We start from the raw sequence: 17,628 nt of genomic DNA, 5'->3' as shown, positions 1-17,628 counted from the left end.
GCGGCAGTTGTACTAAAGTCGGCAAATTCTCCAAAATTGTCACGTTTATGGTTTGTAGTGCGTTATGTTATACTAAAGGAACAATCAATTGGATTTATTCTAAAGTAGAGGTGAATGACAGTGTTGGACCGTTTACAGGCACTCGCTGACCGGTATGAGAAATTGAGCGAGCTGTTGTGCGATCCGGATGTGGCTAGCGATCCGAAGAAGCTGCGCGACTACTCCAAGGAGCAGTCGGACTTGCAAGCTCCTTATGAGGCATATACGGAATATAAGCAAGTTTCCGAGCAGCTTGATGATGCAAAAGTAATGCAGAACGAGAAGCTTGATGATGAAATGCGTGAGATGGTGAAGATGGAAGTCGATGAGCTGAGCACGCGCCAGGCTGAGCTTGAAGAACATATTCATGTTCTCCTGCTGCCTAAAGACCCGAATGACGATAAGAACGTTATCGTTGAGATTCGCGGCGCTGCCGGCGGCGACGAAGCGGCCTTGTTCGCATCGGATTTGTACCGGATGTATATGAAATTTGCGGATACTCAAGGCTGGCGCGTAGAGCTTCTTGAATTCAGCGAGAGCGATCTTGGCGGCTTCAAAGAGGTTATCTTCATGGTAACCGGCAAAGGCGCATACAGTAAGCTGAAATTCGAGAGCGGCGCGCACCGCGTTCAGCGGATTCCGGTAACGGAGTCCGGCGGCCGGATTCACACGTCGACATCAACGGTTGCAGTTATGCCTGAGGTTGAAGAGGTCGAGATTGAAATCCTCGATAAAGATATTCGGGTCGATACGTTCTGCTCCAGCGGTGCAGGCGGTCAGTCCGTTAATACAACCAAATCAGCGGTTCGAGTGCTTCACGTTCCGACGGGCATCATGGCTCAGTGTCAGGATGGGAAGTCGCAGAACGAGAACAAAGCGAAGGCGCTTCAAGTTCTTCGTGCGCGGATTTCGGATATCAAGCGTCAAGAAGAAGAAGCCAAGTATGCCGGCGAACGCAAGAGCAAAGTCGGTACAGGCGACCGCAGCGAGCGGATTCGGACCTACAACTACCCGCAAAGCCGGGTAACGGATCACCGTATCGGCCTTACGCTGCACAAGCTCGATTCCGTATTGAACGGCGATATGGGAGAAATCATCAATGCGCTGACCTTAACGGCTCAGACGGAATTGATGGAACGCGAGAATTTGGTTTAAGAGTTCGGTGAAATAGCAATCTTAGAGCGAATTATAGATGGAGTAAACGGGAGCGGCCTAGGCTGCTCCCGTTTGTGTAGCTTGGAGATGTGGGACCTCGAAAGAATGATGCGAGTGGAGCTTGAAGGAACGAAGTAAGCGAACTTTGAGAGAAGAAGCGAACCTCGAGAGAGGAAATCGAACTTCGAGAGAAGCAGCGAACTTGTGTAGAGATTATAAAGTTTGAGAATAAGGGAGTGCTTGTTGTGGTGGAAAATGGTCAAGCTGGAGGAGTTAGCGGAAGCGGGGTGCACCTTACAATTGGGGAAGTCTGCGTGCGTGCGACGAAGATGCTGGAAGCCCGTGGCGTCAGCGAACCTCGCAATAATGCGGAGCTGCTGCTGCTGCATGTGCTCGGAATAGAGCGGGCGGCGCTGATTCGCGATTGGCGAGACCCTTTTCCGCAGCAGCACGCGGCAGAATGGGAAGCGCTGCTTGCCCGCAAAGCAGCCGGCGAGCCGGTGCAGTATTTAATCGGCGAGCAGTGGTTCTACGGCTTGCCGTATCTTGTCACGCCCGCGGTGCTCATCCCGCGACCGGAGACGGAGCTGCTGGTTGAAGCCGTACTGGAAGCGGCGGATAAACTGTGGCCGGAAGCTGCGGGCGAGGGCGATGCAGGAAGTGAAGGAGCAGCGGCGAGTGGTAGTGCGCCTGTAAGCGAAGGCGCGGGAGTGAGCGGCGAGGCGGTAAAAGAAGGCGGGGAAGTGAGTGGCAAGGCTGTAAAAGAAGGTGAAGCAGCGAGTAGGGCGAGTGTCGTCATGGGGCCGACAGTGGTTGATGTCGGCACAGGCAGCGGCGCCATTGGCGTGACGCTGGCAACGCTGCGTCCGCAGTGGCGCGTATGCGCGTCCGATCTGTCGCCGGACGCGCTCGCTGTCGCCCGAACGAATGCGGAACGCCAAGGCGCAGCGGCGCGCATGACGTTCGTGCAGGGCGACCTGCTCGGGCCGTTCGCGCAGACGCGGCCCGAGGAGCCTGGAGTCGACGCGAATGGCGGCGTGGCCGGCCTGCGCATCGACGTGCTGGTCTCGAACCCGCCGTATATTCCGGCGGGTGACATTGCCGGCTTGCAGCCGGAAGTGCGCGATCATGAACCGCGTCTTGCTCTCGATGGCGGCGATGACGGCCTGACGCCGTATCGGCGCATGGCCGAGCAGCTCATGCAGCTGTCCGCGCTGCCGCGCATCGTCGGCTTCGAGCTCGGCATGGGCCAAGCCGAAGCGGTCGCCGACCTGCTCCGCGGCATCGGCGCTTGGCGCGAGGTGCGCATCATCGACGACTATGCAGGCATTGGCCGACATGTGCTGGCGGTGGAATAGCCTTTGTTGTTGCGGTGAGAATCGCGCTTTCTATGGGGCTGAGAGATCGGAAATCGAACTCTCAGTATGACGATCAGCGGAAGCAGCTTCTAGTTGGAGCTGAGAGTACAAAAATCCGACTCTCAGCAGTGAACTAGCGTGTATATTTGCCTGAGAGTTCCGAAATTGAGCTCTCAGGCTTTTTGTTGGCCGTTTTGAAGGTTGAAATGGCGAAAACAGAACAGGTGCAGGCTCCAGAAAACGTTAGAATTAGCGACTATGCCGCTAAAGAGGACCAAACTAGCTAGTTTCCACCATTCTTAAGCGGCTATTCCGCTTACAGTTGTTCAATCCCAAGAGTGTTTTCTAAACGCCAACATGTTCCGCCTATAATAGCCGATTTTACGCACTCGAAACTACTCCAACTAACATACATGAGCCAAGTTACATGAGGCGCTGTTTCTCTTTTACTCTACGAAACTTTTTAAGAGGATTGATAGGTTTAGAGAGCCGCCGCGAGGGACATAATGGGGATATGATCGTTCCGGAACGCAAGCCGATGCACCGACGGGTGCCACAAAGGAGCTTGTCGTTATGATTCGCACTTATTCCCGTTTTCCTTATCGTCCGATTTATGGGTATGTCCTTCTTATCGCCGCAGTATTGCTTATGAGCTGGGAAAGTCAACGTGCCGATGCGGCGATTGCCGGCGGCGGCATTCCGTCTGAATCTATTCGTCTACGTATTCTAGCGAATTCCGACAGCGCGTCCGATCAAGCGGTAAAACGTGAGGTTCGTGATGCCATCGTAGCGGAAATGAACAACTGGGTGGCTGGTCCGCAAACAATCGAGGAAGCGCGTGCCACAATCCGCAATCATATGAGCGACATCGAAGGCATTATTTCGGCCGAACTCAGCTCGCGCGGTTTTCACTATGGATTCCAAGCGGAACTCGGCCAAGTGCCGTTTCCAACTAAAATATATGGCACGCAAGTGTACCCTGCCGGTAACTACGAAGCGCTTCGCATCACGCTCGGTGCTGGTGCCGGACAAAACTGGTGGTGCGTACTGTTCCCGCCGCTCTGCTTCGTGGATGCTGTGAGTGGGGAAGCGTCAACTCCGGCGGTAGCTGCAACAGCAAGTGTAAGTGCCAAAGCAGACAACGATGCAAAAGTAACCTCAGTCGCGGCAGATGCTCCTGCCCAAGATAAAGCTTCCGATCAAGATGTTCAAGCAGGTGAAGCGAAGCAGCCGGAAGTGAAGTTTTTTCTGTGGGAAATCATCAAGTCGATCTTGAGCTTCTTCCGCAGCCTCTTTAGCTAACAATTAATAAAGCTCAATCGCGCACCTCGCGATTGGGCTTTTATTGTATGGGAGAGGGCTGTTTGGATGGCGCTTGGCGGCGTATGGTATAATGGGGCAAAACAAAGCAGAAGCTGGGGATACGACATTGACCATCCATCTACGAAAAACATTACTCTGGGAAGTGGACAGCCACCACCCGCGTGACGGTGAACTTAACGAGGCTGCAGCTTTGCTGCGAGAAGGCGGGACCGTTGCTTTTCCGACTGAAACGGTCTACGGGCTAGGGGCGGATGCGAGGAGTACGGCAGCGGTTGAACGGATTTTTGAGGCAAAAGGGCGCCCCTCCGACAATCCGCTAATCGTTCATATCTCGGATCGCAAGCAGCTGGAGGAGCTGACACTTCCGCTGGAAGGAGAATCGTCCATGCTCGCTGAGCGGCTCATGGATCGTTTCTGGCCGGGGCCGCTGACGATTGTGCTGCCGGTGAAGCCTGGGGCTGTTTCGCCACGGGTTACAGCCGGACTTGCTACCGTTGCGGTGCGGATGCCTGCTCATCCTGTGGCGCTGCAGCTTATTGCTGCTTCGGGTTGTCCGCTGGCGGCACCAAGCGCGAATCGCTCCGGCCGTCCGAGTCCGACACTGGCCTCCCATGTGCGAGATGACCTGAGCGGCCTGATCGACGGTATTGTCGACGGCGGCGCTGCAGGTGTAGGCCTTGAATCGACCGTCGTCGAGGTTGACGGCGATCTTGTGCGGATCTTGCGCCCCGGCGGCGTGACGGCCGAAGCACTGCGCGAGGTTGCGGCGCAGGTCGATTTCGACGCGGTTGCCGCGCCGGGCGCCGGCATGGAGGCAGCCGCTGCTGCGCCATCAGCGGCGGAAGCTCGCGCTGCGGAAGCGCAGGCGCCGCGCTCGCCCGGCATGAAATATGCGCATTACGCCCCGCAGGGGCTGATGCACTTGGTCAAAGGCGACGCTGACGCCGTCTCCGCCTATATTCAGGCGGAGGCCAGCGCAGCGAAAGCGCGCGGCGAGCGCACAGGCGTGCTCGCCTTCGCCGAGCATGCTGCTCGGTACGACGCCGACTGCGTGCTCGTCGTCGGCAGCCTGGCGCAGCTGGAAACGGCTGCGCACGGCCTCTATAATGCGCTGCGCGAGTTCGACAATCGCGGCGTACAGCGCATTTGGGCCGAGACCTGCTCGGAGCAGGGGATCGGCCATGCGCTCATGAACCGCTTATCCAAAGCGGCCGGCCACGCGGTGGTCCACGTCTAGCGACGGCGCTTGCCGTGCTCCAGCTACGCGGTTGCTCTCACCGCGCCGGGCCTAGCGAATCCGCGCGCACCAAGCGCCACCGGTCCAGCCTTAACCGCATCACCCCGCCGCAGCCCGTGCCACCGGCCCTTTCGCGCGCCTAGCGCCTCCCCAAGGTCATCTTTCCAATCTTGTCCGCATATGCTTGTGGAGAGGTTGCGGACAAGGAGAGGATGAAATGGTTGAGGCGGGCATGCATGCCGGACAATTGCTGACGCTGCTGATCATTGCTGTGGCACTAGGGATGGATGCTTTTTCGCTGGGTATCGGCATTGGGCTCAAAGGCATTCGGCTGCAGGATATAGCAAAGCTTAGCGCGATCATTGCGCTTTTTCACATGATCATGCCGCTCATGGGCATTTTCACGGGTAAATATGTAAGTACGCTGCTTGGCGGCGTTGCGACGACTGCGGCAGGTGCGCTGCTGCTGCTGCTCGGCGGCCATATGATCTACAGCTCGCTGCGCGGCGACGCCGTAGAGTCGATCGACTATCGCAGTTCATGGGGGATGCTGCTGTTCGCGTTAGGCGTGAGCGTGGATTCCTTTTCCGTCGGCATCTCTCTTGGCATGTTCGATACGGACATGCTGCTGACCGTACTGCTGTTCGGCGTTGCCGGAGGGATGATGTCCGTATTTGGACTGCTGCTCGGTCGTAAGGTGGGGACAAGTCTCGGCGGGTACGGGGAAGCGTGCGGCGGCGTCATCTTATTTACATTCGGCTTGCTGTTCCTGTTCTGACCTTCCGGCACACGCACGCTTACGAATCATACAGCGATTCGTTAGCGCGAAACGAAATACGGCATAGCAATCTTGCGTCAGCATCATTTTCTTCACCAATTCACCAATTCACCAGTTCACCATATCCCAAACCACACCTACGAAGAGGAGCGAAATCAATCGTGAAACGGATTCTATTCGTGTGCACCGGCAATACTTGCCGTTCACCAATGGCTGAAGCGCTGCTTCGGGCGATGTCCCAGCAAAGGGGCATGCAGCTCGATATTCGTTCCGCAGGCGTGTCCACGATCGATGGACTGCCTGTTTCCAATCATGCACGGACAGCGCTGTCCAATCGTGATATCGCGCACAACGGCACCTCAAAAGCGCTCGAAGGCGGCTCGATTGCGTGGGCTGATCTTATATTGACGATGACTGCCAGCCATAAGAGGCAGCTGCTGCAGCATTTTCCGGCTGCGGTGGACAAGACGCATACGCTGCTCGAGTTCGTGAATACGGACCCCAAGGTGCTCTCGGACATCGCCGAACTGGAAGGGCTCTATTCGACCTGGCAGATCAAGCAAGCGCTGGGCCAGCCGCTGACTCCGCAGGAGCGGTCCAAGCTCTTAGAGCTGGAGCGGCAAATTCCCAGCTTCGATGTGGAAGATCCTTTCGGCGGATCGCTGGCCATGTATGAGCAGAGTGCGACCCAAATCGAAGCGGCGCTGGGCCGTCTCCTGGACCGACTGAAGGGATAAGTTTGATATTATTTCTGTAAATTTCCCTCTCTTTTCTTTGCGCCACAGAGAGTGCTTCCAAAGGATGGCAGATGCCGTTTCTTGCCGGCAACGATTGATTTTGAGGCCGAAATCCGTTATGATAAAAGCAACTAAAGACGGTTTCCGATGTAACTGGCGACGAAAGTGGGTTAAACCACGGTGGAGCATCGGATCATACGGCCGGTCGCCTGGGCAAAGAGCAGCGTGCATTATGCATGCTTGCTCTTTTTTCGTCTTTTTCGGCGAAATCAGGTATACTAATGCCATTGTGAATCGACAATTTCCGCCATGTGCGGTTCTATTGGGAGGAAAATGGATATGAAAATCGCCATCGGCGCAGACCACGCGGGCTACCGCTTGAAAGATGAGCTAGTTCCGTTTATCAAATCGCTTGGTCACGAGATTGAGGACGTTGGCTGCGATTGCGACCAGTCCGTAGACTACCCGGATTATGCTCTTCCTGTTGCGGAGCTTGTTGCACAAGGCAAGGCAGAGCGCGGCATTCTCATCTGCGGCACTGGAATCGGCATGTCCATCGCGGCTAACAAAGTCAAAGGCATTCGCTGCGCGCTCGTGCACGATATGTTCTCGGCCAAAGCAACCCGCGAGCACAACGATACCAATGTACTGGCCATGGGTGAGCGCGTTATTGGTCCCGGCGTGGCCCAAGAGATTATCCGGATTTGGCTCGAGACCCCGTTCTCTAGTGGCGAGCGTCATATCGGCCGTGTGAACAAAGTAATGAAGCTTGAAGCAGACTTCGCCGATGCGGCGAAATCTGAGTAAGGGGCGTACCCGGCGATGAGCGACCAAGACCACGGAATAAACAGCATGGATTCGGCAAAGCTGACCAAGGATGTAGAAACCATAGTCCGCGAGCTTGCAGCCGCGTCCGGCATTCGCCAAGGACAGCTGCTCGTAATCGGCGTGTCTACCAGCGAGGTGCTCGGACAGCGGATCGGTACATCAGGCACGATAGAAACGGCAGCTGCGATCTATGCGGGGGTCGAGAAGGTGCGTCAAGACTTGCAGTTTTATCCGGTTTATCAGTGCTGCGAACATCTCAACAGGGCCCTTGTCATGGAACGGGAAGCTGCCGAGCGGTATGGCTTAGATCTCGTTTCGGCAATCCCTGTGCGCAAAGCCGGCGGTTCGATGGCAGCCTACGCGTTCCAAACGCTGCAGGATGCCGTGCTGACCGAGACGGTTCAGGCACATGCGGGCATCGATATCGGCGACACCTTCATCGGCATGCACTTGAAGCGTGTTGCGGTACCGGTGCGACCAACGATTCGAGCAATCGGATCCGCGCATTTAACGATGGCTTACACCCGTCCGAAGCTAATTGGCGGGGAACGTGCGGTTTACACGCGAGAAGCGGCTGGCCCGGCAACATCTGCTGGCACTTGCGACTAACGAATATACTTATTTATCTTGAGGAGGACTCATCAACATGGAAAACCTACGTAAACAAGATCCGGAAATCCTGAAAGCCCTAGGCCTGGAACTTCAGCGCCAACGCGACAACATCGAGCTTATCGCATCCGAGAACATCGTTTCCGAAGCGGTATTGGAAGCAATGGGCACTGTGCTGACGAACAAATACGCAGAAGGCTACCCGGGCAAACGTTACTACGGCGGCTGTGAGCATGTCGATATCGCGGAAGATATCGCACGCAACCGTGCCAAAGAATTGTTCGGTGCCGAGCACGCGAACGTTCAGCCTCACTCCGGTGCACAAGCGAACATGGCTGTTTACCTGGCAGCTCTAAACCCGGGCGACACGGTTCTTGGTATGAACCTGGCGCATGGCGGTCACTTGACGCACGGCAGCCCGGTTAATGCATCCGGTCTTCTGTACAACTTCGTGGCCTACGGCGTTAACGAAGAAACATTTACAATCGACTATGCAGAAGTGCGCAAGCTGGCGTTCAAACACCGTCCGCGCATGATCGTTGCAGGCGCATCGGCTTACCCGCGCATCATCGATTTTGAAGAAATGGGCCGTATTGCTAACGACGTAGGCGCATTGCTCTTCGTTGACATGGCGCACATCGCAGGTCTGGTAGCTGCTGGCTTGCACCCAAGCCCGGTTCCACATGCACACTTTGTAACAACAACTACGCACAAAACGCTTCGCGGACCTCGCGGCGGTATGATCCTTTGCCGCAAAGCATGGGCGCAAGCGATCGATAAAGCAGTATTCCCGGGTTCCCAAGGCGGACCTCTGATGCACATTATCGCGGCAAAAGCAGTAGCTTTCGGCGAAGCGCTTCAGCCTTCGTTCAAAGAATACGGCAAGAACGTTGTCGACAACGCAAAAGCGCTTGCTGACGCTCTTATTGAGAAAGGCATCAACATCGTTTCCGGCGGTACCGACAACCACTTGATGCTGATCGACCTTCGCAACCTGAACATCACAGGTAAAGATGCGGAGCACGTTCTGGATTCCGTTCAAATCACAGTCAACAAAAACGCGATTCCGTTCGATCCAACGAGCCCGTTCATCACAAGCGGTATCCGTATCGGTACGCCTGCAGCGACATCGCGCGGCATGGGCGTAGACGCAATGGCTACAATCGCAGAAGTCATCGCCATGACGCTCAAGAATCCGAAGGACGAGTCCGTTCTGGAGAAAGCACGCGGTATGGTAAGCGACCTCGTGTCGCAATACCCGCTTTACCCGGGCATGACTTACTAATATCGACTTGGCAAAATCACAAAAAGGTGGCAAAGGGTTCATCCCTATGCCACCTTTTTGTGCGTTCCGTGGGGTTCAGTCCTGTGCCGCCTTTTTGCGTTCAGCACCATGCATGCCGCGGAGCCGGAATCATTAGTCAGGTGAGAGGGGAGCGCTGCTGCACTCCTGCCACCGCACGTTCAACTCTAACGAACCGTAGAGGTCTTATTTCGCCGTTTTCCCCCGATTTAAAATTCTAACGAACCGCACAGGTCTTATATCACCTCAATCATGCTCGATACCGCCATTTCCGACGAAATAAGCCCCCTGTGGTTCGTTAGAATTTTAGAAGACCCTATTTCCGCAAAATAAGACCTGTACGGTTCGTTAGCGAGAGTGAAATTGAGAGTGGGAGTGGAGGTGAGGTGAGGTGAGGGTACGAGTGAGTAACCACAGCAACTAGCTTGCCAACACCGCCGCCTGATACACAATTTCCCCGCTCGAACCCCTTGCTCATTTTCCTAACTGTCGCTCCTGCTACACCACAACTCATCGCCCCAACTATCGCGATCCGCAGTCCCGCCGCATACTGTTCCATCTGTAGCAACCCGCAGTCCCGCTGCTCGATCTCTGTCCTGCTACTGCCCTGCCGACCATGCAAATTACTCACACTAATCATCTAGCTTTTGTCGATTAATTTATGTTGCAATCGCTTTCTTTCTGGTTATATAGTGGGAGTGCGGGTAATCCGAAACGTTTCGGAATGGCTAGCCATAATAGGATGAAGACGAAGGAGTCGAACCGAACATGAAACTTGGAATCATTGCAGATTATCGTGCTGAAAGCTTCGATTATGCGGCCAATCTCGGCTTGGCCTTTTTAGAGTTTTGCGTCAATGTGGGCACTCCTGCTGCTACCTTCACGGACCTTGTGCCGGAGCTGAAAGCCGCGAGTGAGCGGACCGGCGTAGCTGTTGCATCGATCGGACGTTGGGGCCCTGATCGGATCAATAAGGATGGCAGCATCAACGAAGAGGAACTGAAGGCATCACAAGCACTTATCGATGCTTGCCAAGAGCTTGGTTGTCCGGTATTTGTAGGCGGCTGCAACTACATCGAAGAGCTCTCCTATTACGAGAACATCACAGCGGCGATTAACTACTTCACCGTCCTGATTGAATATGGCAAAACGCGCGGAATCACCATTGCGACGTACAACTGCCACTGGAACAATTACATTGTGGACGATGCAGCGTGGAAGCTCATTCACGGCCATTTGCCGGAGCTTGGCATCAAATACGATCCTTCGCATGCCCGATATGCCGGACAAGATTATTTGAAAGAAATCGTGGATTGGGGCTCGCGCATCAAGCATATCCACATCAAAGGCTCCGTCATCATTGACGGCAAACGTTTCGATGATCCGCCGGCAGGCATGGATCAGACAGATTGGGGAACGTTCATGGCGATCCTCTATGGGAGTGGCTACCAAGGCGGCTTGAGCATCGAACCGCATTCCCACACATGGACGGGCGAGCTCGGCGACAAAGGCGTTCAGTTCACAATCGACTACTTTAACCGCCTGCTGCTCCGCGGGTAATCCTACGAAAAGATGGCATTCGGCTCGACCGGATGCCATCTTTTTTATTTGCTCGGCAGTTCCTTGTGATGGATATACCGCTGATCTGGAACGAGGTGGACGATATATTGCCCAATATGCAACATTATGTGGATTTAATAGTCTCATAGAGGAAAATGATGCTGAGATTACAACATTCTTGCTTCAAACAGCCGATTAAGGGCCAATCCCCATTGGAATGTTGCATTTCGCGCAACATAAGGTAGAGAGTGCCCATTGGGAGGAGAGAGATGTTGCCATTCTAGCAACATTTACTCGTTACCATCCTATTAACACGTTACCATCATATTAGCCGCCACCCACAAACCATTCCCACATGCGACCTGCAACAGCTTCTTTTTCACGCTTACCTCGCTCAACCAACCGATTAATTTTCCTGAATTTAGCGAAAAATAATCAGCGCATCTGCCTCGGCATGATATGATGACCCTATATCCCTAACAAAGGCGGTGAGCCTCGACGTATGAGCATATTTGGAGTTTTTTTCATAATTATCTTGGTGTTTATCGTGGTGAAGCTGTTCCAATCCCGAGGTACTCAGCAGCAGTCTCGAGCAGGCGGCTTCCATGCAGGCAGTGGCCGTCGAAACGTCATGCCGACGCGTAAGCCACCGGAATACCTCGGCGTACCCGAGGGGCATCCGGCACGTTCCGCTGCCGAGCGGCTCGAGGCTGCGCTGTCGCAGGACTTCGAAGCGCGCGTGAAAGACCGCGTAATGAAACGCACGCCAAGCATGCGTGAGGGCGAATGGCAATGGCAGTGGTTTGAGCTGAAGCGTTATTTTCTCATGTGCGGGGTGCTTCGGAACGTACCGATGTACAGCGTGCGCGTAGATGAGGTTTGGCATGAAATGCTGATGTTCACCCGGGAGTATGAGCAGTTCTGCAAGCAGTTTTGCGGAGGGACGATTCATCATGCCCCGCATGGTCCGGATGCGAAGCCTGCACAGGGCGAACGAGCCTGGTTCGATTGGATCTACGGTGAGCTGTTTCTTCCTGTACCGGTGAGCGGACAGCTATGGGGCGCGTTTTATCGGACACCGCTGCCGCATGAGTTGATGTATGAGCTGGAAACGAGCGACTCCGATGACTTGCGCAGCAAACGATTCAACGAGAAGGCAGCAGCGCAATTTGATGATTTGAATGCAACCATCGATTACTTAATTGATCGTGGCGGCAAGCTCGCGTCCGCTAAGGAACAGCCGATTTACAAAGATAACCGTGTCACGGACTCCTCCGACATGATGACGACCGGAGTGCTCTCCGGGATGTTTTTCTACTCTTCATTCGGGCCGATCGACAACTTTCATAATCAGATGGATGAGAGTCAAACCGAGGAACAACGTAACGCGAACGGCGACGGCAGCGGTGGGACTACCCCGATTTGCAGCAACGACGACGATAGGGGCTCCTCTGACTATAATGACGGCGGCAATAATGATGCCGGCAATGGTGATTCCGGCAACGGAGGATTCGATGGCGGTGGCAGCAATTGTTCAGGTGGTAGTGGCGACTCGGGAGGCGGTTCGTCCTGTGGAAGCAGCTGCGGCGGCAGCAGCTAAGCTTGTAATTACGCTCACTCCCATGTTCACATTCACGCGCACGTCCGCGTTCCCGTCCATTTTCTCGCTCACGCTCTCGTCCACGTAATTCAAGCCCCTTTCGGGTATACTTTGCATGTGTTTCTTGCTTTGCATGGCCCACATAGCACATTGATGCGCCGAATGTTATAATAGTCAGTTGAAGAAGCATTTCAGGAGGATGAATAGAACTATGGGCAATCTCACAATATGTGACCATCCGCTAATCCAGCATAAGCTGACCTTTATTCGCGACAAAGATACGAAAACCAAGGATTTCCGCGAATTAGTCGATGAAGTCGCCACGATGATGGCATATGAAATTACGAGAGATTTACCGCTTGAAACGACTACAGTCACAACGCCGGTCATTGAAGCGACAAGCAAAATCGTCTCCGGACGCATGGTTGGCCTTATTCCAATACTGCGCGCAGGACTCGGTATGGTGGAAGGGATGCTTAAGTTGATTCCTTCGGCTAAAGTCGGCCACATCGGGCTGTTCCGTAATCCGGAAACACTCGAGCCGGTGGAGTATTACGTCAACCTGCCTGCTGATGCTACAGAGCGTCAGTTAATCGTTATTGATCCGATGCTCGCTACGGGCGGATCGGCGAACGCAGCTATTCAAGCGCTCAAGACACGCGGCTGCACGCAAATCAAGCTAATGTGTCTCATCGCGGCACCGGAAGGTGTTGCTGCTGTACAGAAGGCGCATCCGGAAGTCGATATTTTCCTTGCTTCGCTGGACAGTCATCTTAACGATCACGGCTATATCGTACCAGGTCTGGGCGACGCCGGTGACCGTATGTTTGGCACCAAATAATCAAGCGTCTGCAACTTGGGGCTCTATTTGCTACGCTACAATTAGGAGTGACATGCTTTGTCTAAAATTAAAGTAATGACGATTTTTGGCACCCGACCGGAAGCGGTTAAGATGGCGCCGTTGGTACTTGAGCTGGAGAAGCATCCGGATCAGATTGAGTCCGTTGTCTGCGTGACCGCGCAGCATCGCCAAATGCTCGATCAAGTGCTCGATTTTTTCAAAATCACGCCGGAGTACGATCTCAACGTGATGAAGGATCGGCAGACGCTGACGGAAACGACCGTCAAAGTACTTGAAGGTCTTGAACCCATACTTCGCGAAGCGAAACCGGATATCGTGCTCGTGCATGGCGATACGCAGACTTGTTTCTTGGCCAGCTATGCTTCCTTCGTGCAGCAGATCCAGGTTGGGCATGTTGAAGCAGGCCTGCGTACATGGAACAAAATGTCTCCATATCCGGAAGAGATGAACCGCCAACTGGCAGGCGTGCTCTCGGATGTGCATTTCGCACCGACGGACAGAGCGGCTGACAATCTGCGCAAAGAGAACAAATCGGAGTCTACGATCTACATAACCGGCAACACGGCGACAGACGTATTCCAATACACGGTGGACAAGTCATTCACGCATCCCGTGATCGAATGGGCGGCGGGTAAGCGCATGATTCTGATGACGGCTCATCGCCGTGAAGCGCTGGGCGAGCCTCATCGTAATATTTTCCGCGCGGTGAAACGGATTGCTGATGAATTTGAAGACGTGGTTGTCGTGTATGCGGTGCATCTGAATCCTGCAGTTCGCGAGCCGGCGAATGAGATCCTTGGCAATCATCCGCGTATTAAGCTAATCGAGCCGCTCGATGTGTTTGAATTCCATAACTTCTACCCGCATACGTACATGATTATGACGGATTCCGGCGGTTTGCAGGAAGAAGCGCCGTCCTTCGGCGTTCCGACCCTAGTGCTTCGCGATACGACCGAGCGACCTGAAGGTATTGATGCAGGGACACTTGAGCTGGTAGGCACGGACGAAGAGGTTGTTTATGAGCGTGCTCATGCGCTGCTTTCCGACTCCAAGCTGTATGAGAAAATGAGCCAAGCGGCCAATCCTTACGGCGATGGGCAAGCATCTGTTCGGATTGTTCAGGCGATCCTGCATCATTTTGGAAAAGTGGACAATCGTCCAGAGCCGTTCACACAACGTTCATAGTTTACATCGGTAGTATAGCATTCCGAGTAACGCAACAGCATACAGTGCTACTGTACGGTTTGGAAACCCGGAAACCCCAGGTAAATCAAGGGTTTTCGGGTAACCGTTCACTAAATGTTTGAATTTATATCAATTGACAAAAGCGAACCCGCTTGGCTAAAATAAATAAGAGTTTTGGAGTGATTCTAGGATGACGAATCCGTCCCATAACGACAATAATCGCAACACGGATAACAGCAGCTTCGGAGATAATCCTTGGCGTGCCATGGGTCTTATCGGATCCGTTGGCGGGACAATCGGTGCCTGTCTTGGACTGGGCTACTGGATTGGACTCAAGGTTGATCAAGCGCAAGACACCGGGTACGGCTCCATTGTTGGCATGGCTATTGGTTTTGTTGTCGCGGTCTTCATCACCATCATTCTGATCAAGGCGTTTACAGGGGGCAAAGCGAAATAATGGATGATTTGTCCGGCCACCTTCGAACGGTTAAGCGTATTACGTTCTTTTTTTTGTCTCTATGTTTTATTGGATGGGCCCTCCTTCCGGAATATAAACCGTTCTTCGGCGGTCTTGTTCTCGGAACTGCGGCAAGTCTTGCAAACGCCTTCCATCTTTCTTGGAAAGTACAGCGAGTCGGCGCTATATCGGCTGCGGGAATTCAGAAACGCCATAACCTTGGTTTTCTGACTCGCGCATGTATTGCACTGTTGGCGGTTGTAATCGCAACCAAGTACTTTTCGTTTAGCCTCTATGGAACAGTAGCTGGATTATTTGTTGCTCAATTGGCAACACTCATATTGGGATTTAAAGCCAAGAGAGATCCGGCCGTACGGCAATCCACCGATGAAAGGGGTGAAAACAACTAATGGATCATATTTTTCCTGAAGTAAATCTGGGTGGCATTCGATTTGATTTGGCTGCCATTATCATGATAGTTATCACCAGCATTATCGTATTTATTATTGCTAAGCTGGCGGTTCGTAACGCTTCGGTCACTAACCCGACTAAGATGCAGAATTTCTTGGAGTGGGTTATCGAATTCGTACAGAACATCATCGGTACAACGATGGACTTGAAGAAAGGCCGTCCGTACCTGACGCTGGGTATTGCTATGATCATGTACCTGTTTGTTGCCAACTTGCTGGGTTTACCATTCGGTATCATTACCGAGGCGCATCATGGAGCAACATTTGCAGGCATGGAGCTTAACCTGCACGGTGAAGAGGAAGCGCATCTCGCATGGTGGAAATCACCAACTGCCGATGTCGCGGTTTCCGGCGCATTGATGGCTATCGTAATCGTGCTCACGCACATCGAGGGTCTGCGTCGCAATCGTAAGCATTACCTCAAGCATTACTTCGAGCCTTATGCAGCATTCTTCCCGCTTAACGTAATCAAAGAGGTCGCTAAGCCGCTTTCGCTTTCGCTTCGTCTATACGGTAACATTTTCGCGGGTGAGGTTATGATTGGCGTCATCATGGGCATGGGATGGTTTGGTATCCCGGCGCTAATTGTATGGCAAGGATTCAGTGTTTTCGTAGGCGCAATTCAATCGTTCGTATTCGTTATGCTAACGATGGTTTACATGTCGCAAGCGATTGTTCACGAAGAACATCATTAAGTCAGTAACAAACCTGCTACTGGCAGGAAACAATAAAACTATATGTAAACATTTTAAGGAGGATTTCTCTAATGGGAGCTTTGGCATTAGTTGCAGCAGCAATTGTATTCGGTCTTGGAGCACTGGGTGCAGGTATTGGTAACGGTTTGATCGTAGGTCGTACAGTTGAGGGTATTTCCCGTCAACCAGAACTTCGTGGTACTCTTCAAACTACAATGTTCATCGGGGTAGCGCTTGTAGAGGCACTTCCAGTTATTTCCCTAGTACTAGCGTTCATCTTCTTGGGCAAAGCGTAAGATTACTAATGCATTATGGCGGGGAGTGCAATCAGCCTCCGCGCCTTCCTTTTGCCTGCTTCAATTGAGAGCCGGCTAATCTACGGAAAGGAGTGACGTACGTTGGATATCGTATGGTCCAATTTTTTCATCCAACTGGTTGCTTTCGGAATTCTTTACTGGCTGCTAAGCCGTTACGCTTTCGGTCCGCTATTCTCCATCATGGAACAGCGCAAGCAGTTCGTGAAAGAACAGCTTGAGAGCGCGGAGAACAGCCGCAAACAAGCCGAAGCACAGTATGAAGAGCAGAAGCAATCCCTTCAACAAGCACGTAAAGATGCTTATGAAATTATTGAGCAAGCGAAACAAACTAGCACGAAGCAAGCTGATGAAATCGTACATGCTGCTAAATCCGAGGCTACTCGCCTGAAGGACGACGCTGTCAAAGATATCGAAAGCGAGAAGAACAAAGCGATTTCTGCACTCCGCAGTCAAGTTAGCGGTATGTCCGTCATGATCGCTTCCAAAATCATCGAGAAACAAATCGATGACAAATCGCAAGAGCAGCTTGTTGACCAATACTTGAATGAGGTTGGAAGCAAATGAGCCGCGAGAGCGTCGTAGCTAAACGCTACGCTAAAGCGCTGTTTGAACTTGCACAAAGCAATAATGCGATTGCAGATGTTGAGAAACAACTGAAAATCGTCGTCGACGCACTGACCGGAGACGCGGAAATCCGTAAGTTTCTTGGTTTGCCAAACGTTGAAGTGACGAAGAAGATCGACATTATTAAAGGTGCGCTATCTGACAAAGTGTCGGTAATGGTACTGAATACAGTAGAGCTGCTCATTCTCCGCGGCCGTCATGACGCGATCGCAGAAGTGTACGAAGCTTATACGAAGGTAGCGGGCGATGCGCTCGGTCAGGCACACGCTACTATATATACGGCTAAATCCTTGTCCGCTGAAGAGCTGTCCAAAGTGGCTGCGCAATTCGGTACAATGGTTGGCAAACGCATTATCGCGAAACAAATCGTTGAACCGGCTTTGCTCGGCGGCGTGCAAGTACGCATCGGCGACCGTCTGTATGATGGCAGCCTCTCCGGCAAGCTGGCTCGACTTGAACAAGCTTTGAAAACTCAAGCATTGTAGATAGGG

Annotated in this window: 19 protein-coding genes and 1 riboswitch; all 19 genes read left to right on the top strand. The window is 53.0% G+C overall.

Translation table 11 applies throughout. The annotated features are described in order from the left end of the window. The first annotated feature begins 120 nt into the window (after positions 1 to 120). The 19 genes from prfA to AC0YN4_RS24260 all read left to right on the top strand — a co-directional run bounded on the left by prfA (position 121) and on the right by AC0YN4_RS24260 (position 17,622). Entirely contained in the window at positions 121 to 1,194 is a 1,074-nt protein-coding gene (gene prfA / locus AC0YN4_RS24350; RefSeq protein WP_475783060.1) for a peptide chain release factor 1, read from the top strand. Positions 1,195 to 1,508: 314 nt separating this feature from the next. Beyond that, on the top strand, positions 1,509 to 2,552 hold the full coding sequence (locus AC0YN4_RS24345; protein WP_475783059.1) for a N5-glutamine methyltransferase family protein: 1,044 nt from the start codon (positions 1,509 to 1,511) through the stop codon (positions 2,550 to 2,552). 573 nt (positions 2,553 to 3,125) lie between these two features. Beyond that, positions 3,126 to 3,854, top strand: coding sequence for a stage II sporulation protein R (gene spoIIR, locus AC0YN4_RS24340; protein ID WP_475783058.1), 729 nt, complete (start codon positions 3,126 to 3,128; stop codon positions 3,852 to 3,854). Between the two features lie 91 nt (positions 3,855 to 3,945). Next, complete coding sequence (locus AC0YN4_RS24335) at positions 3,946 to 5,112, top strand: L-threonylcarbamoyladenylate synthase (RefSeq protein ID WP_475783317.1); 1,167 nt, start codon at positions 3,946 to 3,948, stop codon at positions 5,110 to 5,112. A gap of 217 nt (positions 5,113 to 5,329) precedes the next feature. Beyond that, positions 5,330 to 5,890: a manganese efflux pump MntP gene (locus AC0YN4_RS24330; RefSeq protein ID WP_475783057.1), complete on the top strand. Its 561-nt coding sequence runs from the start codon at positions 5,330 to 5,332 to the stop codon at positions 5,888 to 5,890. Between the two features lie 161 nt (positions 5,891 to 6,051). Further along, positions 6,052 to 6,627: a low molecular weight protein arginine phosphatase gene (locus AC0YN4_RS24325; RefSeq protein ID WP_475783056.1), complete on the top strand. Its 576-nt coding sequence runs from the start codon at positions 6,052 to 6,054 to the stop codon at positions 6,625 to 6,627. 139 nt (positions 6,628 to 6,766) lie between these two features. Continuing rightward, a riboswitch (ZMP/ZTP riboswitch) is annotated at positions 6,767 to 6,849 on the top strand. Between the two features lie 117 nt (positions 6,850 to 6,966). Then, complete coding sequence (gene rpiB, locus AC0YN4_RS24320; protein ID WP_475783055.1) at positions 6,967 to 7,434, top strand: ribose 5-phosphate isomerase B; 468 nt, start codon at positions 6,967 to 6,969, stop codon at positions 7,432 to 7,434. Positions 7,435 to 7,449: 15 nt separating this feature from the next. Then, positions 7,450 to 8,064, top strand: a complete 615-nt coding sequence (locus AC0YN4_RS24315) for a TIGR01440 family protein (protein WP_475783054.1) — start codon at positions 7,450 to 7,452, stop codon at positions 8,062 to 8,064. 37 nt (positions 8,065 to 8,101) lie between these two features. Further along, positions 8,102 to 9,349, top strand: coding sequence for a serine hydroxymethyltransferase (locus tag AC0YN4_RS24310; protein ID WP_475783053.1), 1,248 nt, complete (start codon positions 8,102 to 8,104; stop codon positions 9,347 to 9,349). Positions 9,350 to 10,135: 786 nt separating this feature from the next. Further along, positions 10,136 to 10,927, top strand: coding sequence for a sugar phosphate isomerase/epimerase family protein (locus tag AC0YN4_RS24305; protein ID WP_475783052.1), 792 nt, complete (start codon positions 10,136 to 10,138; stop codon positions 10,925 to 10,927). 502 nt (positions 10,928 to 11,429) lie between these two features. Beyond that, positions 11,430 to 12,527 (top strand): glycine-rich domain-containing protein, encoded by a 1,098-nt coding sequence (locus tag AC0YN4_RS24300; protein WP_475837010.1) that lies wholly within the window; start codon positions 11,430 to 11,432, stop codon positions 12,525 to 12,527. Between the two features lie 211 nt (positions 12,528 to 12,738). Then, on the top strand, positions 12,739 to 13,368 hold the full coding sequence (gene upp, locus AC0YN4_RS24295) for a uracil phosphoribosyltransferase (RefSeq protein WP_475783050.1): 630 nt from the start codon (positions 12,739 to 12,741) through the stop codon (positions 13,366 to 13,368). Positions 13,369 to 13,425: 57 nt separating this feature from the next. Continuing rightward, positions 13,426 to 14,574, top strand: a complete 1,149-nt coding sequence (wecB, locus tag AC0YN4_RS24290; protein WP_475783049.1) for a non-hydrolyzing UDP-N-acetylglucosamine 2-epimerase — start codon at positions 13,426 to 13,428, stop codon at positions 14,572 to 14,574. A 190-nt stretch (positions 14,575 to 14,764) separates the two neighbouring features. Continuing rightward, on the top strand, positions 14,765 to 15,031 hold the full coding sequence (locus AC0YN4_RS24285; protein WP_475783048.1) for an AtpZ/AtpI family protein: 267 nt from the start codon (positions 14,765 to 14,767) through the stop codon (positions 15,029 to 15,031). Beyond that, positions 15,031 to 15,441: an ATP synthase subunit I gene (locus AC0YN4_RS24280; RefSeq protein ID WP_475837009.1), complete on the top strand. Its 411-nt coding sequence runs from the start codon at positions 15,031 to 15,033 to the stop codon at positions 15,439 to 15,441. Before AC0YN4_RS24285 ends, AC0YN4_RS24280 begins: the two co-directional genes overlap by 1 nt. Further along, complete coding sequence (gene atpB / locus AC0YN4_RS24275; protein WP_475783046.1) at positions 15,441 to 16,196, top strand: F0F1 ATP synthase subunit A; 756 nt, start codon at positions 15,441 to 15,443, stop codon at positions 16,194 to 16,196. Before AC0YN4_RS24280 ends, atpB begins: the two co-directional genes overlap by 1 nt. Positions 16,197 to 16,267: 71 nt before the next feature. Further along, positions 16,268 to 16,492 carry a F0F1 ATP synthase subunit C gene (gene atpE, locus AC0YN4_RS24270; RefSeq protein ID WP_090982204.1) on the top strand — a complete coding sequence of 75 codons (225 nt, stop codon included), beginning with the start codon at positions 16,268 to 16,270 and terminating at the stop codon, positions 16,490 to 16,492. A gap of 102 nt (positions 16,493 to 16,594) precedes the next feature. Continuing rightward, positions 16,595 to 17,077 (top strand): F0F1 ATP synthase subunit B, encoded by a 483-nt coding sequence (gene atpF / locus AC0YN4_RS24265; protein WP_475783045.1) that lies wholly within the window; start codon positions 16,595 to 16,597, stop codon positions 17,075 to 17,077. After that, the gene (locus AC0YN4_RS24260; protein ID WP_475837008.1) at positions 17,074 to 17,622 is read left to right on the top strand and encodes a F0F1 ATP synthase subunit delta; all 549 of its coding nucleotides are present in this window, start codon (positions 17,074 to 17,076) and stop codon (positions 17,620 to 17,622) included. Before atpF ends, AC0YN4_RS24260 begins: the two co-directional genes overlap by 4 nt. Positions 17,623 to 17,628 lie beyond the last annotated feature (6 nt).

The organism is Paenibacillus sp. J22R3 (genome assembly GCF_056269305.1).
This window is presented reverse-complemented; position numbering and strand designations above follow the sequence as displayed.